Origin of the sequence: uncultured Merdimmobilis sp., assembly GCF_902471145.1 — a bacterium.
GTDB classification, from domain to species: Bacteria; Bacillota; Clostridia; order Oscillospirales; family Ruminococcaceae; genus Merdimmobilis; species Merdimmobilis hominis.
Genome location: NZ_CABRJC010000008.1, coordinates 55,163 through 75,736 on the forward strand (window position 1 = coordinate 55,163; position 20,574 = coordinate 75,736).

A 20,574-nucleotide genomic window follows, 5' to 3' on the forward strand; every position below is an offset into this window, starting at 1 on the left:
TGGGTTCCGACGCTGGAACCAGGGGATTGCTCTCACGTTTATTGGGGTTACTCTGTCTCCCGAAGCCGCTCCACAATGGTGGATTTGGCCACAAAGTGATAGACGCCCAGTGGAAGAGTTACACCCAGCAGAAGGAATACTGGGAGCACTGCTAAAATAGGCAACAGGGTAAACCGGTAGCTGAAAAACCAGAACATGCTGTTCATGGCGGTGCCTAACTGGGGCCCAGCCACCACACTGAGAAGAACCGCCAAACCGATGGTGCCGATTCCATAGAGAAGCCCTTCCCAGACCAGCATGGTTTTTAATTGCCGGCCGGTCATTCCCACCGACTGGAGCACGGCAAATTCCCGGCGGCGGGTGAGGATGCCAGTGAGGATGGCGTTAAAAAAGTTGAGGATGCCCACCAGGCCGACGATAAAGCTGAGGACGCTGCCCAGCAGGAAGAACATGGAACGAAAGCTCTCAAACTCCGCCTCATAGGTGGCCTTGCTCTCGTAATCGTACTGGGGCGCCTGGGTCTCGGTATAATCGGCCAAGAAGGATTCCATGGCGTCATTGGCAGCATCGTCCTCCATATTGAAGGCGTAGAGCATCACCTTGTCGGTGCCGGTATCTTGGATAAAAGTCTGGGCATTGAGCACAAACTCATCGCTTCCATAATAGCGGTAGCTGATGGCATGGGGAACCGAGACCAGGGCCGCCACGGTGTATTCCACATCCCGGTAGCTCACCACACGGGAATCAAAGTCTCGGGCCCCATCTGGGTCCACCTGGTCAAAATCCGCAATGATCTCACCGGTGTCGGTGTAGTAGTACTCGATCTCGTCCACGTACCGGAGGGTCACTGTGTCGCCCAAACGGGCCCAATGGGAGCCCATCTCCGGGTTGCCGTAGTCGTCTTCTCCATATACGGCGGCAATGTACCTTTCATCCGGGTCGTGGAGCTTGGAAAGGTCGCCCTCCAACACCGTCAATTGATCCAGGGCAAAGGGTTCCATCCCAAAGAGCTGGGCATTCACCGACAGCTGCCCCGCCTCGTTCCGGTCCTCCCGGGCAACCAGCTGATCCACCACATCGGCGGGGTTCCAGCGACTCCAGATGGAGCGGTAGTAATCCTCGTCTACAAACTCCTGAATATTGCTGGTCCGGCCGTAAATCCGGCCCCCGTCGGCGACCCCACCTTGGGCTGTGACCGTCTTGATGGCATCCTCAGGGAGGCTCATCCCGGCGTGGAACAGGTCGCCGCCCACCTGGAAATACCCAGCGTCGGCTAAAATAAAGTCGGATACCACATTGTTGGCCAGGTATTTGTCCATGTCAAAGCCGCCGGTAAAGGTGACAGTCATGTTGAGCAGCACCACCGCCAGGGAGAGGGAGAGGACGGTGACCACTGTTTTGCTCCGGCTGCGGCCCAAGTTGGCCCAAGCCATGGAAAAGAGGCCCGCCCCTTTGGTGGATTTTTTCACCTGCTTTTTGGGGATGCTTCCGCTGCCCTCGGTGTACCGCACCGCCTCTACCGGGGAGACTTTAGCGGCCATGCGGCCCGGCTTCCGGCAGGAGAGGGTTACGGTCAACAGGGAGAACAGGGCCGAAGCTATAAAGATAATCGGGTTAACCGAAACCACATGGGAGATGCCGTTGAGCCGGTCGACGATCACTGGGGTGAGTTTGCCGCCCACGAACCAGCCGATAAGCAAGCCCAGGGGAATCCCCACGGCGCTCAGGAGCAGGGCCTGCTGGCGGATGATCTGCCGGAGCTGACGGGGCGTGGTGCCAATGGTTTTCAAAAGGCCATAAAACCGGATATCGTTGGTCACCGAGATCTGAAACACGTTGTAGATAATCAAATATCCGGTAAAGATGATCAGCAGGAGCATGGCCCCAATGGCAATGACCACAGTGGGATCTAAACTTTCCGCCAGCTGGGCGCCAGAGTAGCCCCAGTTGACACCGGTGCGGATGAAGTTATCCCCTGAAGATCGGCTCTCATTCTGATAGCCATGGTTTTGCAGCACCTGTTCCATATCCCGCTCGATGTGCAGGGAGTTTTGGAACATCACATCCAGGTTCCAAGAGCCGGTCATACCGTCCTGGGAAGAGGCAGGGTCTACCCCGGTCTCCTCCAAAATGGCATTTACCCGGCTTTCTGGGATGAGGATGTGGTTTGCCACGATGGCACTGTCATACTCCCACCAGCCGCAGAGGGTGAAGGTCTGGGTGGTCTTTTGGCCATCCACCTCAAAGGAGAGGGTGAATTCCGCCCCCAGCCGGGGCTCCACCCCGAGAAGTTCCAGCACATGGAGATCGGTTGCAGCCTCGTCGGTGCCCTCCTTGGGCAGGCGGCCTTCCACTGGGTCGCAGTACATCCAGTGGGCCTGGTTGGCGTCGGAGTACCCCACCTCCACATGGGATTTGTTGAAGGGCTGCTCATTGGGCATGCCCAAAAACCGCCGCAGCCCCCACTGGTGGATGAGGGGGTCCTCCCGCAGCTCTTCAAACTGCTCCTGGGTCAGGTACTTAAACCCGCCGTGGGAGAAGCCCCCCACCTGGCGGAAATTGTTCTGCTGGAAGCCATCGTTGATGGACATGGCGATGGTGAACAGGGAGGTAAACAGCACGGTGGTCAAGGCAATGGCCAATATGGCGATGATGTTCCGGGTGCGGGCCGCTTTCATGCTCTTCATGCCCAGGCGCCGGATGCAGGAGCGGTTGGATACCTTTACCACGGCGATTACCCCCTTACTACGATGCGGCCATCCTCAATGCGGATGATCCGGTCAGCCATCTGGGCGATCTCCTCGTTGTGGGTGATCATCACAATGGTCTGGCTGAAGGTTTGGCTGGTAACCTTTAAAAGGCCCATTACATCCTGGCTGGTCTTGCTGTCCAGGTTGCCGGTGGGCTCGTCGGCCAGGATGATGGCAGGTTTGGCCGCCAGCGCCCGTGCGATGGCCACCCGCTGCTGCTGGCCGCCGGAAAGATTGTTGGGCAGGTTTTGCAGCTTGCTTTGCAGGCCCAAGATCTCGATGATGCGGCCCACGTAGGCCTCATCCGGCTGGCTGCCGTCCAGCTGGATAGGCAGCACGATGTTTTCATACACGTTGAGCACCGGAACCAGGTTGTAATTCTGGAACACAAAGCCGATCTTCCGACGGCGGAAGATGGTCAGCTCTTCATCTTTCAGGGTGGAGAGCTCCTTGCCGTCCACCGTGACGGTGCCGCTGGTGGGTCGGTCCAATCCCCCCAGCATGTGGAGCAGGGTGGATTTTCCGGAACCGGACGTCCCCACAACCGCCAAAAACTCGCCTTTTTCCACAGCCAGGTCCACCCCGTCCAAGGCGTGTACTTCCGCCTCTCCGGCGCCGTAGGTTTTCCGCAAATCCTTGGTTTGTAAAATAATCATACTGGGTTTCCTCCATAAAGAAAAGTCTGTATCGGGTTTCCACAATACAGACTTTACCACACCAATCTTTCCAGGTTCTTTCTGAAATCTAACAGTTCTGCAAGATTTTTGGGTCCGCCCTACCTGCGGGGCAGGAACAAGGAAAAGGTCGAGCCTTTCCCCGGTGCGGAGGAGACCTTAAGGTATCCCCCATGCCCAGCGGCAATCTGGCGGCTGAGGTACAGCCCAATGCCCACCCCTTCCTCTTGGTAAGCGGAGTCCGCCCGGTAAAACCGCTGGAAGATTTTGGCCTGTTCCCCTTCCGGGATGCCGGTGCCGGTGTCCGCCACGTCGATGCGGCAGAAGAAGTCATAACTCTTTGACCGGACGGCGACCTTCCCGCCGGCAGGGGTGTACTTCACCGCATTGTCCAGCAGGTTGTACAACGCCTCTGCTGTCCACTTGGGATCACATAAAGCGACCTCCCCGGTGGGCTCCATGGTCAGGGCTATCCCTTTGGCCTCGGCTTTTGGGGTAACCTGGGAGACCGCATCCTCCAGGATGGGCTGAAGGGGTGACAGTTTGGGGTGCATTTCCAGAATGCCGGTCTCCAACCGCGACATTTTCACCAAGGACTCCACCAAAAAGCGGAGTTTTTCCGCCTGTTGTTCCAGGGCGGCAGCGCACCGGCGGCTGTCCTGGGGCAAATCCTGTTCCGAAAGGAGCTGGGCGTAGAGCAGCAGGTTGGCGATGGGGGTCTTGGTCTGGTGGGAGATATCGGCGATCAAGGTGTTGATGGCGTCCTTTTCCGCCTGCAAATTCCGGGCGGATACCGCCGAGGCAGTGAGGTAGTGAGCCAATTTGGTCTCCACCGAGGAGAGGAGGGTTTCATCGAAGGTATCCTCGGTGAAATCCCCCCGGATAGCCCTCTCCAGCATGGCGTCCATCCGGCGCAAGGTCTGCCGCAGTCTCCAGCGGTCCCACACCACAACGGCCCCTGCCCCTAAGATGGACACCAGGGCTAGAATTTCCCATAGATTCATCCCTTCACCGCCCATGTGTACCCCACGCCGTATACCGTCTTGAGGAAACGGGGTTTGGACGGGGTGTCTTCCAGCTTGTCCCGCAGCCGTTTGACTGCCACCGACAAGGCGTTTTCATCCACATAGTCGGCGCCGTCGGTCCAGATGCGGTCCACCAGGTCCGCCCGGGAGAGGGTCCTCCCCCGGTTCTGCACCAACAGCCGCAGGAGTTTTTGTTCGGTCTTGCTCAGCTCCACCGCAGCCCCATTTTTGAAATATTCCATCCGGTCAAAGTCAAAGACCAGCCCCTCCCCTGCGTACCGGGCGGGTGAAACGGCTTTGCGCAGCTGGGCATTGACCCTTGCCCGCAGCACCGCCAGGGAAAAGGGCTTGGTGATGTAGTCGTCAGCGCCCAGCTCCAAACCCGCTACAATATCGGTCTCCAGGTCGTTGGCCGTCAGCAGGATGACGGGAGGACCGCCGTCCTGGCGCAGCTGCTGCAAAAAGGTAAGGCCGCTTCCGTCGGGCAGGTTGATATCCAAAACGATCAAATCAAAAGACTGCCCTTCCAGCAAAACCCGGGCATCGGCCAGGCAGTGGCAGAGCTTGACTTCCAAAGCCGGCCCCTGCAGGGCCAAGCGGACGCCTTCTCCCAATGCCCGGTCGTCTTCCACGATCAACAGATGATTCATAATTGCCTCCTATACCACAAAAACCATTGAAACCCGAAGCGCCGCGGTGCCGCCTTGCGGCAGGAAGCCCCTGGCCTGACAGCGGCTCTTCGGATAGCCACAGGGAACCTGTGGCCATTGTACCACAAAATGCGCACAAACGGTGAGGATTGCGCTGCGTCCCCACCACCCTGTCCCCCACTCTTGGCGGCGCCCGCCCTCCACGAAAAAGCCCCGGAGGCTGTACAAGCTCCTCCGAGGCTTTCAAAATCTTCCGATCTAGCGTCTCCCTAAGGCCCTATCTTTCTGCCAACAGGCTGGTGAGGACCTGGGCGATGATCTTTCCCGCCGTCATGGGGGACATAGTCCCGGGCAGGCTGGAGCCCACCACCACCTGGACACCCATCTCTTTGGCCTTGTCAATGTCAAAGCCGTGGGGGGTGGAGGCAATTTCAATGAGGACGGCATCGCTGCGGATTTGGGAGAGCTCCTCCTCCCCCAGCACCCGGGCGGGGACGGTGTTGAAGATGATATCCTGCTCTCCCATCACCCTTGCAATTTCCCCGGTTTTCACCGGCTGGAAACCACACATCCCGGCATAAGCGGCATCTTCATCCCGGCGCATGGAGAGGGTCACATTGGCCCCCATATCCCGCAGTTTGCCCGCCAGGTATTTGCCGATATGCCCGCTGCCCACCACTAGGCAGTTGCTCTGCCAGATGGTCCTGGGCGAGTTCTCCATGGCCAGGGCAATCGCCCCCTCTGCGGTGGGGATGGCGTTGAACACCCGCAGGCTGGGCGCTTTGACATAGTTGATGATGCCCTCCCGGTCGATGCCTCCGAACACGACAGCACCCTTCGGCACCTGTTGTAGGAACTCCTCCAAGACGAGATCGGTGCCGGTGATGTGCACCCCATCGGCACAGGCCAGCATAGGCAGCACCACCACCTCTGCTTCCCCTGCCGTGTCGATGAGGGAATGGCCGCTGCTCACCAGTTCCCGTGCCAGATAATCGTACCGTTTGTCGTTTCCGATGATCAAAAATTTCATGACGCATGCCCTCCAATTTATTTATGTTAGTTACAGCTTACCACTTGCCAGCAGCTTTGTAAAGAAAAAACTCCCGGCAGATGAACTCCTCCGAAGGGGCGTTTTGGAATCCTCCCCCAAAGACAAAAACAGCGCGGCTGTATCGTTCCACGCCGCGCTGCTTCTATCGTTTCCTCATGCGAACAATCCCTTAACTGGGCACTCACCTCTATTGCAGTTCAAATACCACTTCTACCCGGGCAGAAATGATGTCGGTCCCCGCCATTACAGTGGTAGAGCTATCATAAGCCGGTGTTCTGTTCGCTCCAGCAGTTTCCGGATTTGCTTTGACTGTTACGCCGGAGCCGTACTCGGTGACCGAGATCATCTTGCCCACGGTTCGGCCGTCGGCAGCCGCCAATTTTTCCGCTGTGAGGCGAGCGCTTTTTACTGCGGCTTCCAGAGCTTGCCCATAAAGATCGCTTTCGTTGCTGATTCCGTAGGAGATATGGCTCATGGTATTGGAGCCAGAGGCGACAACAGCATCGATGATCTCCCCCACCTTGGAAATATCCCGCACTGTGATTTTCATGTTCACGCGCATCCGATAGCCGGTGACCTTTCCGGACTCTCCATAGTTGGGATTTAAGTACATGTTTGAGGTCTGCACATCCTCCTCGGCCACGCCCAGCTCCTTCACTGCTTCAATGGTGGCATTGACCGATTCTGTGTTGGCATTTCGGGCCGCCTCTGTTGTGTCTCCCTGAGACTCCACCCCCAAATTCAGGATGGCGATATCCGGGACGGCCTCCACTTCACCGGTGCCATTGACCGTCACCGTCTGCGGGGCGGCTGCCCCTTGGGGCTGCGCCCCGCATCCCGCCAGAGACATCACCAGAGCCCCTGCCAGCACAAGGGCGAGTATTGCTTTTTTCATAATATATTCCCCTTTCTGACCCGATTTTTTGGTTCATCTATTCAGTGCCAAAAAACCGGCAGATTTTTCCTTACCTCCAAAATAATCATTGCCGCAGCAGTTCCTCCAGCATCTGTTCCCGGCGGGTGAGGAACATTTTGGTAACCTGGTAACTCTCAGTCTCTTCATAGGACACCGGATGGACAGCTTCCCCATCAAAGGAGTAAATGGCAGCCTCCGGCAGCCCCAACAGAATGGGGGAGTGGGTAGCGATGATCAATTGGGAACCCTCCTGGCCCAGTTGATACAGAAGGGCCAGCACCGCCAGCTGCCTCTGGGGGGAGAGGGCGGATTCCGGCTCATCTAGAAGGTAGAGGCCATTGCCCCAAAACCGGTTTTTCAGGAGGGAGAAAAAGCTCTCCCCATGGGATTGCTGGTGGAGGGACTTCCCCCCATAGTTCTGGTAAAAATTGCCCCTGGCGGGGACGGAAGCATACTCATCCACCTGGCTGGCCAGGTTATAAAAGGATTCCGCCCGTAGGAAGAACCCATCTTTGGGCCGCACTGGCCCTTTATGAAAGGAGATGCAGCGGTACAAATCCGAGTGGCTGTCCCGGGTGGTGAAGTTGAAATTCCGGCTTCCCCCCTCTGGGTTGAAGCCGTACTCCACTGCGATGGCCTCCAGCAAAGTGGATTTCCCAGTGCCGTTCTCCCCCACAAAAAAGGTGACATTGCTGGGGAAATTTAGCTCTTTCAGCGACCGGATGGCCGGGATGCTGGCGAAGTAGGGCTCCCCCTCCACCCGTTCCCAGTGGAGAAGCAGCTTGTTTAAATACCGGCTTGTCATCTTCCTTCCCCTCCTTTTCCTTTAGATTACCACACATCCGGGCTGATGTCACCTTTCCGCCCCAGGGGTGAATTGGAAGGATTGTTTGCACGCCCCTCCTGCCACATACCGGCACCGAGATTTTTCCGATTTGTGCTGGTTTTATGATATACTAAGGGGGAGTGGGGAGCTCCCCTCCCCAAATACAGAATTGAGAGGTATCCTATGAACACAACCGACTATATCCTGGAACAGCTCCAGAACCTGATTTCCATCGACAGCCCCTCCGGCTTTACCCACAAGGCGGCCCAGTATGTCATAGAAGAACTGACCCGCCTGGGCTATCAGCCCCAGCAGACCGCCAAAGGGGGTGTCCTCTGCGCCCTGGGCGGCAAGGAGGGGGAGGGCCTTCTCATGAGCGCCCACATCGACACATTGGGCGCCATGGTGGCCGAAGTCAAAGAGAACGGCCGGCTGCGCCTCTCTCCGGTGGGCGGTATGCAAGCCAACAATGGCGAGGCCGAAACCTGCCGCATCTACACCCGGGGGGGCAAAGTCTACGACGGAACCTTGCAGTTGATCAACCCATCGGTTCACGTCAATGAGGACTACAAGACCATCCAGCGCACCTTTGACACCACCGAGGTGGTCATTGATGAAAAGACCAAGTCCAAGGCGGAGACCAAGGCCCTGGGCATTGGAAACGGGGATTTTGTATGCTTTGATCCCCGGTTTATCCGCACCGCCAGCGGATACATCAAAAGCCGTTTCCTGGACGACAAATTGAGCGTGGCCATCCTGCTGGGCTATGCCAAATCCCTCCGGGAGGAGAATCTCACCCCCGCCCGGCCCACCTACCTGCACATCACCGTCTTTGAGGAGGTGGGCCACGGCGGCGCCGCATCCATCCCCGCCGGTGTCACCGAGATGCTCTGCGTGGACATGGGCTGCGTGGGCGACGGCCTGGAGTGCGATGAGACCATGGTCTCCATCTGCGTCAAGGACAAAAATGGCCCCTCCAACTATGAGATGACCAGCCGGCTCATCGCCCTTGCCAAGGAGAAGGGCATCCCCTACGCAGCCGACGTCTACCCCTTCTATGGCAGTGACGCCGACAGCGCCCTGGCAGCCGGCCACGACCTGCGCCACGCCCTCATCGGGGCGGGGGTCTATGTCTCCCACGGCTACGAGCGCACCCACTTGGAAGGGGTCCAGGCCACCTACGACCTGATCCGCGCCTACACCTTGTAATTGCAGCAAAAAATCCCCCCTCCACAAGGGGCGCATCTTCTCGGTTCCAATGGTTGGTTTCCTTTGCGCCCCTTCAAAGTTTCAGGCCGCCGATTCCATCGGCGGCCTGAAACTTCTTTATTGGTGCGTATCGAAGGAGAGGGGATTTTTTCCATTTGATTATTCCATGCCAAGGATGAAGATGCCCACCATTGCCATGCCGATGATGGCATAGTGTTTGGGGGTCAATTTCTCCTTGAGGAAGATGCGGGACCACAGCACCGAGAAGATGCTGTAAGAGGCGATGGTGGGAGCCGCCAGAATGGCGTTGGCCCCGATGGCGAACACATAGGTGAACTGGCCGGCGGTCTCGCAGAGGGCGGCAAGGAGTTTGGGCCGCTCCCGCTCCACCGTCAGGGGCTGTTTCTTAATCAGCACCACATAGATGAAAGCGGCGATGCCCATGCACAAAAAGGTCAGCTCATAGGCGATGTTGGCCTGGCGCTCCGCCAGCATACCGCTGTCCAGCACCACCGTGTCGGCAAAGGTGCCCAGGCCGTCGATGATGCAGTACAGGATGGGGAACAGCACCGCCAAGAAGCTCTTGGAGTACTTGGAGGGGACCTCCTCCCCGCTGTCCACCGTCTCCTTCACCGCCTGGGAGCGCTCCAGCGCCGCCAAGCCGATGACCCCCAGGCACACCAGGGTGACGCCCACAAACTGGAGGCCGGTCATGCTCTGGCCCAGGACAAAGAAGCACAGCAGCGAGGTGATCGCCCCCGAGGAATTGCAGATGGGGGAGGAGATGGAAAGCTCGATGTATCTGAGGCCGGCATAGCCGAAGATCATCGAGAGGATATATAGGGCGGAGACCGGCAGGTAGATCATCACGCTGTTCCAGTCGAAGTCCACCCCGCCAATGGTCATTTCAAAGATGGCGTGAGCGCCCATCACCAGGCCGACTGCCATCACCATCTTCCAATGGCTGTAGGAATCGTCGGGGCGGGAACCCAGTTTGGAAAAGAGATCGGAGCCGCTCCAGGCAAGGATGGAAAACAGAGAAAAGAGTAGCCACATGGGTCAAGTACCTCCAAAAATTAGGATATTGGCGGGGGCGGGCAGAAGCAACCCGCCTGATTTGGTCTTGGAAGGGCCGTCTCCACAATACGCCCCTTCCTTTCCGCACCTGCCGGCAAAGGTTCTGCGGCAGTCCAGTTTGATATTATAGCACATTCTACCTGTTGGAAAAAGAGTTTTGTTCCAATTTTTTTATGGTTTTTCCGTCTTTTTGACGAATTCATCCTCGATACTCTTTCAAAAAGGAAGCAGCGGCATGGCCCCATAGCCATGCCGCTGCTTAAATATTGGGGTTTTACTTGGAGCGATCCCCCCGGATAGCCCCGATGGTCACCGGCTTCACCGGCACCCGGTACCGCGGGCCGCCCAATTCCTCCACCGGCTTTCCCGCAGCGGTGGAAAGTTCCTTCATAATCAGAGAGATACAGGTCTTGCCTTGGCAGGGGCCCATGGAGGCCCGGGTTGCCAATTTCACCTCATTGAGGGTCAAGTTGCCGTCGCCGATGGTTTTCAGCAGCTCTTCCATAGAGATGTCCTCGCAGCGGCAGACGATGCTCTCCCCGCAGCCTTTGCACCGGGGAGCGGAGAATGCCCCGTTGCCCTCGGTAACCGCAAGCTTCATGCCGCGGACAGTCTGTGCCAGGCTGTTGTCCACCGCCAAGGAGACGATGGAGGTCTTGTTGGGGAATTTCTGCACCTTGACCACCTGGGCTTTTCCCACCACTTGGCCGTCCCGGTCCACCGCGTCGACGGTATCCCCCACCTGGGGCAGGGGGAGGAACTCATAGGGAATGCGGACCACCGTCTTGTCCTCCGAATAGGTCTCGTCGATGACAAAAACCGCAAGGCCCGGGCAGGCGGTCATGCACAGGCCGCAGCCGGTACATTTATCGTAGTAGACCTCCGGCAGGTCGTTGATGTCGGTCAAAGGCTTCACCGCGCCGAATTTGCAGGCGGTGTAGCAGGGGTTGCAGGGGATGGACTGGAAGCACTCAAACACCGCATAAGGGCCCTGTTTCCGCCGTTCGGGGGAGGGCAGGCGCTCCCGCACTTTCTGTTCCACTTCCATGGCATGGCTATTTGGCATAGTCAACGCACTTCCCTTCCTTCAGTTTCTCAACGCCGCTGCGGATCTTTGCTCCGCCCGGACCCTGGCGCAGCATCTGGAGCTGGCCCTGGTAATCGGCGAATTTTTCCTCGAATCCATCGACGGCTGCAAGGTCATTGGCAGCGGACAACCCGGCAATCTTGCCGGTCAGCATGGCGCTGGAGGCCTCCTCCACACCGCTGGCATCGCCGGCGGCATAGATGGTCCCCACGCTGGTGCGGCGGCAGTCGTCCAGAGCCGGGACATAGCCCCCCAGCTCGGGGACGAACTTCATCTCGCACCCTGCCTGGAAGAAGAGCTCCACCAGGGGGGAAAGGCCCACTGCCATGCACATAATATCGGCCTTGATATCTTTTTCAGTGCCGGGGATGGGCTGCCACTTTTCATCCAGCTGGTGGATGACCGCGCCCTCCAGCTTCCCCTCGCCATAGGCGTAAGAGACGGTGTGGCTGGTGAGGATGGGCACCCCGGCCCGGCGCAGCTTGGCGGCGTGGACCTCATACCCGCCGATGCGGGGGGCGGCCTCCACCACCGCCTTGACATTGACCCCGGCCTGGAGCAGTTGGTAGCTGACGATGAGGCCGATGTTCCCCGCGCCAATCATGATGACGTCCTTACCGGGGAGCACCCCTTCCAGGTTCATCAGGGTCTGTACCGCGCCTGCGCCGTAGACGCCGGGCAGGTCGTTGTTGGGGAATACCAGGTTCTTCTCAAAGGCCCCGGTTGCCACGATCACCCGCTTGGGGAGGATGCCCTCCACCTGGTGATCCCGCTCCACCATGACGATGCCATCTGCATAATACCCTAAGGCGGAGGTGTTGACCCATAGTTCGATGTTGGGGCTGGCGGCGATCTCCTTCTCCAAACCTTCGGCGATGGTGATGCCCCGGGTGCCGGCCTGCTGCTTCTCCGACCCGAAGAATTTATGGGTCTGCTTCACCAGCTGGCCGCCCAGCTTCTGGCCTCGCTCCACCAGGATGACCTTGGCCCCGCCTTTGGCGGCCTCAATGGCGGCACACATGCCAGCCGGGCCCGCGCCCACCACTAGGATGTCGGTTTCGATCAGGTTGCGTCTTTCCCCAAGGCGGCTCTCGATCTCCACATCCAGCTTGGGATGGGCATGGCCTTCCTGCCGCTCCACCCGCAGCCCCTCCCGAAGGGGCTCCACACAGGTTCGCACATTGGGCACGCCGTCCACCTTCATCAGGCAAGAGGAACAGTTGCCAATGGCGCAGAAAAGGCCCCGGGGCCGGTGTTTGACCTCACTTTCGTGGAGTACCCGCACGCCGTTTGCGTGGAGCGCCGCCGCCACCGACTCCCCTTCGTAGCCCTCCAGGGTTTTGCCTTCAAAAGTAAATGTGACCTTCCTCCCCTTGTCAAAGGTGAGGATAGGATGTTGTTCCATTCGGTTCATGGTCGCTTTTCTCCCTCCCGCTATTTGATAAACCGGTCGTAGGAGAAGGACGAGATATCATGCTTCGTCTTTCCCTCTTTGATCAGGTCAGAAACCAGTTCCCCGGTAATGGGGGCCAAGGCGATGCCGTCCCCCTCGTGGCCGGTGGCGAAGATCAGGCCCGGCAGTGCTTTGGTGGCGCCGATAATCGGGGAACCGTCCTCACAGAAGGGCCGCAGGCCGGAAAATGTGCGGATGATGTTGACATCCTTGAGGAAGGGCACAAACCGGGTGACATAGTTGCAGACCTCCCGGAGGACCTCAAAGCTGGTGGAGACATCATACCCGGCGAATTCCCGGTTGTTGCCGATGAGCAGGTTTCCGTGTTCGGTCTGTTCGATAGAGAGGCCCACCCCCAGCTTCAGGCCGGGGTCGTCGGAACCCTTGGCCAGTTCAGGATGGTGCTTGATGGCGATGTACCGGGCACAGAGCAGCTCTTTGTGGAAGATGGGCGGCAGCGGCTCGGTGACCATCGTCTGGCCCCGGCGGGGGCGGATGGGCACATCCAGGCCCACCATCTCCCCGATGAAGGGGGACCATGCCCCGGCGGCTACCACCGCACATTCGGTCTCAATCTCCCCGCGGCTGGTCTGCACCCCGCGGACGGCGCCGTTCTTCACCGTGATGCCGGTGACCTGGGTGTGGGTCCAGAACTCCGCCCCCAATTCCTTTGCCTTCTTGGCAAAGGCCAAGGTGGTGGCAATGGGGTCGGCGTGGCCGTCTAAGGCGCTGTAGGCTGCGGCAGCGATGTTCTTGGAGAGGTAGGGCTCCATTTTACGGGCGTCGTCCCCAGAGATGATCTCCACCTCCATGCCGCACTTTTTCTGGTTGGCCACCACTTCCTCCATGACGGCCAGCTGTTCTTCTGTTTCAATCAAAATCAAGCCGCCGGGGCGCTGGTAATAGACCTCGCTCCCCAACTCCTTGGAAAGGGTCTGGTAGATGCCGGCGCTCTCCATCGCCAAGGTCAATGGAAGTCCCGGTTTTTTGGTCTGCATGAAAATGAAGCCGTCACAGGCGCTGGAAGTCCCCTCCCCTACGCCCCGGCGCTCCACCACGATGGGGCGGATTCCCTTTTTTGCCAGGTAGTAGGCGATGGAACAGCCGATGATGCCCCCGCCGATGATGACGGCATCCCGTTTGGTTGCCATGGTTGTGTTTCCCCCTAATCATTATTTGTTTGGGCGAACCACTGGACGCCCGAAAGCCCCGGTGCTGCCAAGGCGGGGCGTTCCACTGGTTCTTCCCCCATTGGATTACATTTTCTGGGTGAGCTCGTACAATTTGGGATTTTGGGTGACGGTCGGGTCGCCCAGGCGCTCCAGCATGGTGGCGTATGCCCCGCGGGCGTCGGCGATGATCTTCTTCTCATCCACCTTGGTGAGCTTGCGGCCCTCCATGACCACGGCGCCGTCTACAATAGTCAAATCCACATCCTGGCCCATGGCGTGGTACACCAGCCGCTGTACCGGCATATCCCCAAAGGGGGCCAGATGGGGCTGTTCCACATCTACTGCGATGATGTCCGCCTTCTTTCCCACTTCTAGGGAGCCGATCAAATGATCCAGCTTGAGGGCCTTGGCCGGCTCGATGGTACACAGCTCCAGCACCTTGCCGCAGGGCAGCAGGGACAGGTCGTGGAACCGGCCCCGCTGCAAGACCTGGAGCATCTTCATATCCCGCCAGATGTCGTAGCTGCGGTCGGGGGCGGTGCCGTCGGTGACCACCGCCACATGGGCCCCAGCTTGCAGAAGCTCGTAAACCGGACAGGTTTTCAGGATGTTGGAGTGGGTGGCCGGGCCGTGGAACACATAGGCCCCGGTCTTGGCCAGGATGGCGATCTCCTCCTGGGAGAGTCCGGTGCTGTGGGTCAGGGAAAGCCCCACCTTGAGGACCTCCGGAGTGGTGTCGTAGAGGAACTGAATATCCCCAGCAAAGGCGTGGGTGTGCAGCGGCACCCCATATTCCTCCGCCAAACGGTACATCTCCCTGTTGTGGGCGATGTTGTCCTCCGCCGATTCCCCTGGCCGCAAACCCATCCGGCCGGGGGCGACGATGCAGGTCTCCAAGGGGTGGCGGCCATTGTAAGCCTTCAGCGCCTCTTCGGTGGAACGGTAGGCCATCTTAGGGGTGACGGTGGATTCGGTGTACTCCTTCCCATTCCAGGCCCGGGCTTTTTTAGGCCAGGGGCCATTGGCACAGCCGATGCCGCTCAGCTGGCGGATGCCCACCCGGCTGGAGCCCTCCAGGTTAGCCCCCACCGGCTCGATGATGTCGATGCGGGGGGTGCTCCCCACCATGGAAACGCCGGTGGTAATGCCGAATTTTATCCGCTCCGCTGCGGCCAGAGAGCCCTCCGCCCGCCAGAATTCGGTGTCGGTGCATTGGTAATAGACCTGCTCCGCCAGATCATCCCAGTCGTCCCGGTATTCAAACAGGTTTTTGATGAGGCAATGGCCAGCGTGGCCGTGGGCGTCCACCAAACCGGGCAGAACCGCATGGCCGCACAGGTCGATGACCCGACCCGCCTCCGGCAGAACAGGAAGGTCGCTCATGGGGCCGATAGCCGCAATGGTGTCCTTCTCCACTGCCACATATCCAGGCTGATAGACGGTGTGGGCGCTGTCCACTGTGATGACACAACCGTTGATCAGCAATAAATCAAACATCAAATCCGCCTCCTTGTCAAAGTCGGCCAAAAGGCCGTATTCTTCGGAAAATCCCGCCAGTTTTTTACTGGCATCCCCCCTGTTTTTTGTCGCAACCGATGCTTCTATGGTACCACAGCTGCCAAGGATTGTAAATCCCTTCTCATCGTTTGACAAATTTATCATCTCCTTGCCCCAGGGGGGGATTCCCACCTTGCGAAGGGAGAGCATTCGTGATACAATAAGAACAAATATTCCAGGGAGGACCGCCATGATCACCGAGCTTTGCACCCAATACGAGCACGAGGACTTTTCCGGCATGGATTTTTCTGGCATGGATCTTTGCGGTTACACCTTTTCCCACTGCAAGTTCCGCTGCTGTAAACTGAGCGACCTTTCCACCAAGCGCTGCCTGTTTACAAGCTGCGATTTTTCCATGGCCCAGCTCAACGGCTCCGACCATCAAAACAGCGCCTTTATCAACTGCGAATTTCTCTCCACCAGCCTGTTCTGCGCCTCTTTCCACCAGTGTAAATGCACTGGGAGCTCCTTTATGGGTTCCACCTTAATCGGCACCCAGTTCTCCGGCGGCAGCTACTCCTATGTCTGCTTTTCGGAGTGCGACCTCTCCCGGATGAAGTTCGACGGCGCCCGGCTGGACCACGCCGATCTCTCCCGCTGTGACCTCTGTGAAGCCGACCTGCGGGGATGCGACCTCTCCCAAGCGGTGGTATCCGCCGCCAAACTGGACAAAGCTGACCTGCGAGGCGCCACCTTGTCCGGTTGCGACATGCTCTCCTGCCGGCTTAAGCAGGCAAAAATCGACCTAAAACAAGCCGTCTATCTGGCGGAACTGACCGGTGCCGTCTGCGCCGATTTATAAAATCTTATCATCTGGATTCGGTTTTCACCCTTTTGTCACCGAGGGGTGGTATTCTCTTCCCATCCCCAACTATCTTCGTCTTAGAAAGGAGTGACCGTGTTTGAAACGAATTGTCCTCATATGGCTGGCCGCCCTCTCGCTGGTCCTTGCCGGCTGCCAGCCGGCGGAGGAGCCCTCCCAACCGGGGGACCTGTCCAGTACCATGGAGTCCTCCTCTGAACCCTCCTTCCAGGAGCTGGAGGAGCGCCCAGCATCCTCTGCGCCGGAACGTTCCTCTGAATCCAACCAATCGGAACAGGAGGACGCAGGGGAACAGGTTGCCGCCCAACGGGCAGCTGAACAGCAGGCTGACGCTCAGAAGGCGGAAGAAGAGCACAAGGCCCAGGAAATGGAACAACAGCAGAAATTGGAAAACTTTTCCGCATATGCCAGCGGTGACGCCTTTTTGAGCAAGGTGGAAAAGAAGGTCATCGAGCTCACTAACGACGAGCGGGAACGCAACGGCCTCAACCGCTTGGAGACCGACTCCACCCTAGGGGAGGCAGCCCGCATCCGCAGCCGGGAGCTGTATGAAAACGATCACTTTGACCACACCCGGCCCAACGGGGACTCTTGGGTCACCGTGCTGACCCAGGACCTTCTGTACGCCTTCCATCACGCAGGAGAAAACTTGGCCTCGGTAGAGTACAACGACCCAAGCGGCACCTACGCCTATGATGGGGATTATTGGGTCACCACCTGGATCGAGAGCCCGCCCCATTACGAAAACATGCTGCGGGACACCTACACCAAAATCGGGGTGGGCATCTACCTGGCCCAGGAGGGGGATATGACCATCGCCTACGCCACCACCATCTTTTCGGATTGACGGGAAAGATGGAATTGAGGCTGGGGGACACAGCAGGCTCCCAGCGAAGGGTTCCTCATAACCCTAAGCACCCAGCTGTTTTTCGCGCGTTTTTCCAAGTTCACATAGGATAAGGAGGATTTTTTAATGAGCCAAAGCACTATGTTCGCCCTCTCCTTTGGCGGGATCTGGGGGTTGGTAGGGGCTGTTCTGTTCCTGGTGGGGTGGAACATCTCCCGGGATCAAAAGCGCCGCCAAAAGCTGTGTACCCAACTAGCCGCAGGTACCGTGGCGGAAATCCACACCCGCACCCACCGCCGGGGGCAGGTTGCCTATTACCCAGTGTTCACCTACTTCGCAGAAGGGCAGAAATACACGGTGGAATCCAGCTTCGCCTGGTATACCTCCCAGTTTGAACCCGGCGACCCGGTATCGGTGTACTTCCAGCCTGGCAACCCCCAGAACTACTATGTCAAAGAGGAATCGGCATCCCAGAAATTCACCGTCTCTTTCCAGCGGATGGGCGCTGGCTGTCTAGTGATGGCGGCCGCCGCCTGTGCCATCGCCTACTTCTTTGGATGAGTTTAACAAGGAAGAGCTCTCCCTTTCCACCTTGTTTTTTAAAAAGCAAAGGGCTGCCGATTGGCAGCCCTTTTTTATCTGTAAAAATACTGTTATTTCCGGCTCCACTGGACGCCTTGAGGGGTGTCCTTGAGCACGATGCCCATATCGGCCAGCTGATCCCGGATGGCGTCGGCGGTTTTAAAGTCCTTGTTCTTCCGGGCCTCCTGCCGCTTGGCAATCAGCTCCTCCACCTGGGCATCCAAGCTTCCGTCATCCCGGTTGTACAGAAGGCCCAGCACGTCGGCCAACTCGTCAAACTTTTTGGCGGCATACTCTACTGCGGCTTTGGACCGGGGCTCAGACAGGTAGGTGTTGATCTCCCGGGCCATTTCAAACAGGGCGGCGATGCCGTCTGCGGTGTTCAGATCGTCGTCCATGGCCTCCACAAACTGTGCCACCCGGTTGTCGATAGCCGCAAAGAAGGCCTCATCCCCTTCCCCAGCTTCGGGCAGGGCGTTTTTCAGGGCAAAATCCATATTCTCCCGGCAGTTATACAGCCGCGCCAGGGATGCCTTGCACTGTTCAATGACGTCGTAGCTGTAGTTGATGGGGCTGCGGTAATGGGCTTGGAGCATCATAAATTTGATGGGCTCATAGCCGAATTTTTCCGCCACCTCCCGGGTGGTAAAGAAGTTGCCCAAAGATTTGCTCATCTTCCGGTTATCCACGTTGATAAAGCCGTTGTGCATCCAGTAGTGGGCGTAGGGCTTGCCGGTGCAGCACTCCCCTTGGGCGATCTCATTTTCATGGTGGGGGAACACCAGGTCGTTGCCGCCGCAGTGGATGTCAATGGTGTCGCCCAGGTACTTGTGGATCATAGCGGTGCACTCAATGTGCCAGCCGGGGCGGCCCATCCCCCAGGGGGATTCCCAAGCGGGTTCGCCGGGCTTGGCAGCCTTCCACAAAACAAAGTCCAGGGCGTCCTCCTTCTGGTCGCTGACATCGATCCGGTTTCCGGCGTCCAGCTCCTCCAGCGGCATATGGGAGAGCTTGCCGTAGTCCTGAAACTTTTTGGTGCGGAAGTAAACATCCCCGTTTTTGGCATAGGCGTAGCCCTTGTCCTCCAGGGTCTTGACAATTTCGATGATGGTGTCCACCGTTTCGGTGGCGCGGGGATGGAAGGTGGCCTCCTTGACCCCAAGGCCCTTGGCGTCCACCTCATATTCCTTGATGTACCGCTCGGCCACCTCTTTGACGGTGATCCCCTCTTCAGCGGCCTTTTTGATCAGCTTGTCGTCGATGTCGGTAAAGTTCTGCACAAAGGTGACCTCATACCCCCGGTACTCCAGGTAACGGCGCAGGGTGTCAAAGACGCAGATGGGCCGGGCGTTTCCGATATGGATGTAGTTGTACACGGTAGGGCCGCAGGCGTAGATCTTCACCTTTCCGGGCTCAATGGGCACAAACTCTTCTTTTTGCCGTGTCAGGGTGTTGTAAATCTTCATGATTACCTCCAAAAAACTCCCCCCAGCGGGGTACATTTGCCAGCCAACAAAAAACGCCCCGTTCCGGGATCTCTCCCGAAACAGAGGCGATGGGGACTCGCGGTTCCACTCTGGTTTTTCACTCCACAGGCGGTGGTAACGGGAAGCCATCCCGCAGGGTGATACTGGGGGAAATCCCTTTCCCGGTTCCCACCCCGTGCTCCTCGGGCGCACTTCCCGGCCATCCTCCCCTGGAAACGGTTTCAGCGCAGTCCCATTTCCTCTCTGCCAAGGGGGTGTCGGCGGTACTCTTCCCGCGTCGTTGCATCGGTCTATTTTCCTAGTATATGCCGCAGTGGCTGTCCTGATTCCCTTTGGGATGGGATAAATCGAATATCCACCGCTTTGGTAGCTATTTTATCACAAAGGGACAGGAAATTCAAGGGAATTTTTACTGGGCGAAGAACTCCCGGTTGCCCAATACATAGTGCATCCCGCTGTAAACGGTGAGGATCACCACAGCGGCCATCAAAGCGTAATGGAGCCCCCAGAGGAATGAAGGCAGCGCCATCTGCCCGGCCAGAAACTGCAAAAGGATGGCGTAGCAGACCCAGACCATCTGGGTGGCAGTTTTGTACTTGCCGGACTTGTCAGCGGCGATGACCTTGCCTTCCCCGGCGGCCACCAGCCGGATGGAGGTGACCAAAAACTCCCGGGAGATGATGATGATAACCACCCAAGCCGGAGCTAGGCCGATCTCCACAAAACAGATGAGAGCGGCGGTGACCAACAGCTTGTCGGCCAGGGGGTCCATCAGCTTGCCAAAGTTGGTGACCAGCTGATCCCGCCGGGCCAGGTAGCCGTCCAGAAAGTCGGTGAAGGAGGCAATGGCAAACACCGCCAGCGCCCACAGCTGGGAGGCTGGCAGCAGGTCGGTCATCAGGAACAGGACAAAAAACGGGATGAGGATTACCCGGATCAAGGTCAGCTTATTGGGCGTGTTCATCAGCAGCCCCCCTTATTCTTTGATGTGGCCCACAAGGTCGTACTCCACAAAATTTTCGATAACCACCTCCACGAAATCGCCGGGGCAGAGGTCTTCCTCGCTGGAGAAATAGACCTTGGTGTCGATGTCCGGGGCGTCCATATAGCTGCGGCCGTAATAGAGGCCGGACTCCTCGTCCATATCCTCCACCATGACGGTGAAGGTTTTCCCCACAAAGGTTTTGTTGATCTCCTCGGCGATGGAGAGCTGTTCGGTCATCAGCACCTCCGCCCGGCGCTGCATCACCTCCGGATCAATCTGATCCGCCATCTCCGCCGCGGGGGTGTCCTCCTCCCGGGAGTAGGTAAAGCAGCCCAGGCGCTCAAATTTCACCTCGTGGATGAAGTTGCACAGTTCTTCAAACTGCTCCTCCGTCTCCCCGGGG

The 20,574-nt window shown here is 58.2% G+C and carries 18 protein-coding genes and 1 pseudogene; 4 read left to right on the plus strand and 15 right to left on the minus strand.

The annotated features are described in order from the left end of the window. Positions 1-47 precede the first annotated feature (47 nt). The 7 genes from RDQ42_RS05630 to RDQ42_RS05660 form a co-directional block, all read right to left on the minus strand. On the minus strand, positions 48-2,729 hold the full coding sequence (locus RDQ42_RS05630; RefSeq protein WP_353532684.1) for an ABC transporter permease: 2,682 nt from the start codon (positions 2,727-2,729) through the stop codon (positions 48-50). A gap of 5 nt (positions 2,730-2,734) precedes the next feature. Then, positions 2,735-3,406 (minus strand): ABC transporter ATP-binding protein, encoded by a 672-nt coding sequence (locus tag RDQ42_RS05635; protein WP_231358586.1) that lies wholly within the window; start codon positions 3,404-3,406, stop codon positions 2,735-2,737. 119 nt (positions 3,407-3,525) lie between these two features. Next, a complete protein-coding gene (locus tag RDQ42_RS05640) occupies positions 3,526-4,428 on the minus strand; it encodes a HAMP domain-containing sensor histidine kinase (RefSeq protein WP_308588427.1) in 903 nt (300 codons plus the stop codon). Further along, positions 4,425-5,099, minus strand: a complete 675-nt coding sequence (locus RDQ42_RS05645; RefSeq protein ID WP_231358588.1) for a response regulator transcription factor — start codon at positions 5,097-5,099, stop codon at positions 4,425-4,427. The genes RDQ42_RS05640 and RDQ42_RS05645 overlap by 4 nt, the downstream gene beginning before the upstream one ends. 277 nt (positions 5,100-5,376) lie before the next feature. Next, positions 5,377-6,129, minus strand: coding sequence for an NAD(P)-dependent oxidoreductase (locus RDQ42_RS05650; RefSeq protein WP_231358589.1), 753 nt, complete (start codon positions 6,127-6,129; stop codon positions 5,377-5,379). 208 nt (positions 6,130-6,337) lie between these two features. Then, positions 6,338-7,045, minus strand: coding sequence for an SIMPL domain-containing protein (locus RDQ42_RS05655; protein ID WP_231358590.1), 708 nt, complete (start codon positions 7,043-7,045; stop codon positions 6,338-6,340). 85 nt (positions 7,046-7,130) lie between these two features. Next, positions 7,131-7,871: an AAA family ATPase gene (locus RDQ42_RS05660; RefSeq protein WP_071427301.1), complete on the minus strand. Its 741-nt coding sequence runs from the start codon at positions 7,869-7,871 to the stop codon at positions 7,131-7,133. Between the two features lie 204 nt (positions 7,872-8,075). On the opposite strand from RDQ42_RS05660, the gene RDQ42_RS05665 reads away from it, so the two are divergent. Further along, positions 8,076-9,101, plus strand: a complete 1,026-nt coding sequence (locus RDQ42_RS05665) for a M42 family metallopeptidase (RefSeq protein ID WP_071427302.1) — start codon at positions 8,076-8,078, stop codon at positions 9,099-9,101. Between the two features lie 159 nt (positions 9,102-9,260). On the opposite strand, the gene RDQ42_RS05670 is transcribed toward RDQ42_RS05665, so the two are convergent. The 5 genes from RDQ42_RS05670 to RDQ42_RS05690 all read right to left on the minus strand — a co-directional run bounded on the left by RDQ42_RS05670 (position 9,261) and on the right by RDQ42_RS05690 (position 15,543). Continuing rightward, a complete protein-coding gene (locus RDQ42_RS05670; RefSeq protein ID WP_054330767.1) occupies positions 9,261-10,157 on the minus strand; it encodes an EamA family transporter in 897 nt (298 codons plus the stop codon). 295 nt (positions 10,158-10,452) lie between these two features. Next, the gene (locus RDQ42_RS05675; RefSeq protein WP_071427303.1) at positions 10,453-11,244 is read right to left on the minus strand and encodes a (2Fe-2S)-binding protein; all 792 of its coding nucleotides are present in this window, start codon (positions 11,242-11,244) and stop codon (positions 10,453-10,455) included. Next, complete coding sequence (locus tag RDQ42_RS05680) at positions 11,234-12,679, minus strand: FAD-dependent oxidoreductase (protein ID WP_308588429.1); 1,446 nt, start codon at positions 12,677-12,679, stop codon at positions 11,234-11,236. Before RDQ42_RS05680 ends, RDQ42_RS05675 begins: the two co-directional genes overlap by 11 nt. A 20-nt stretch (positions 12,680-12,699) precedes the next feature. Continuing rightward, positions 12,700-13,869, minus strand: coding sequence for an FAD-binding oxidoreductase (locus RDQ42_RS05685; RefSeq protein ID WP_071427305.1), 1,170 nt, complete (start codon positions 13,867-13,869; stop codon positions 12,700-12,702). A gap of 105 nt (positions 13,870-13,974) precedes the next feature. Then, the gene (locus tag RDQ42_RS05690; RefSeq protein WP_231358594.1) at positions 13,975-15,543 is read right to left on the minus strand and encodes an amidohydrolase family protein; all 1,569 of its coding nucleotides are present in this window, start codon (positions 15,541-15,543) and stop codon (positions 13,975-13,977) included. 94 nt (positions 15,544-15,637) lie between these two features. On the opposite strand from RDQ42_RS05690, the gene RDQ42_RS05695 reads away from it, so the two are divergent. From RDQ42_RS05695 to RDQ42_RS05705, 3 genes are all read left to right on the plus strand, one after another. Beyond that, the gene (locus tag RDQ42_RS05695; protein ID WP_054330765.1) at positions 15,638-16,249 is read left to right on the plus strand and encodes a pentapeptide repeat-containing protein; all 612 of its coding nucleotides are present in this window, start codon (positions 15,638-15,640) and stop codon (positions 16,247-16,249) included. 100 nt (positions 16,250-16,349) lie between these two features. After that, positions 16,350-17,117, plus strand: coding sequence for a CAP domain-containing protein (locus RDQ42_RS05700; RefSeq protein ID WP_054330764.1), 768 nt, complete (start codon positions 16,350-16,352; stop codon positions 17,115-17,117). Positions 17,118-17,243: 126 nt separating this feature from the next. Beyond that, complete coding sequence (locus RDQ42_RS05705) at positions 17,244-17,678, plus strand: DUF3592 domain-containing protein (RefSeq protein ID WP_054330763.1); 435 nt, start codon at positions 17,244-17,246, stop codon at positions 17,676-17,678. Between the two features lie 92 nt (positions 17,679-17,770). Here the strand turns inward: RDQ42_RS05705 and cysS are convergent, their stop codons facing one another. The 3 genes and pseudogenes from cysS to RDQ42_RS05720 all read right to left on the minus strand — a co-directional run. Next, positions 17,771-19,165, minus strand: a complete 1,395-nt coding sequence (cysS, locus tag RDQ42_RS05710; protein WP_054330762.1) for a cysteine--tRNA ligase — start codon at positions 19,163-19,165, stop codon at positions 17,771-17,773. Between the two features lie 430 nt (positions 19,166-19,595). Further along, a complete protein-coding gene (gene pgsA, locus RDQ42_RS05715) occupies positions 19,596-20,150 on the minus strand; it encodes a CDP-diacylglycerol--glycerol-3-phosphate 3-phosphatidyltransferase (RefSeq protein ID WP_071427309.1) in 555 nt (184 codons plus the stop codon). Positions 20,151-20,162: 12 nt separating this feature from the next. Continuing rightward, positions 20,163-20,574, minus strand: a pseudogene (locus RDQ42_RS05720) (30S ribosomal protein S12 methylthiotransferase RimO); the annotation flags it as partial.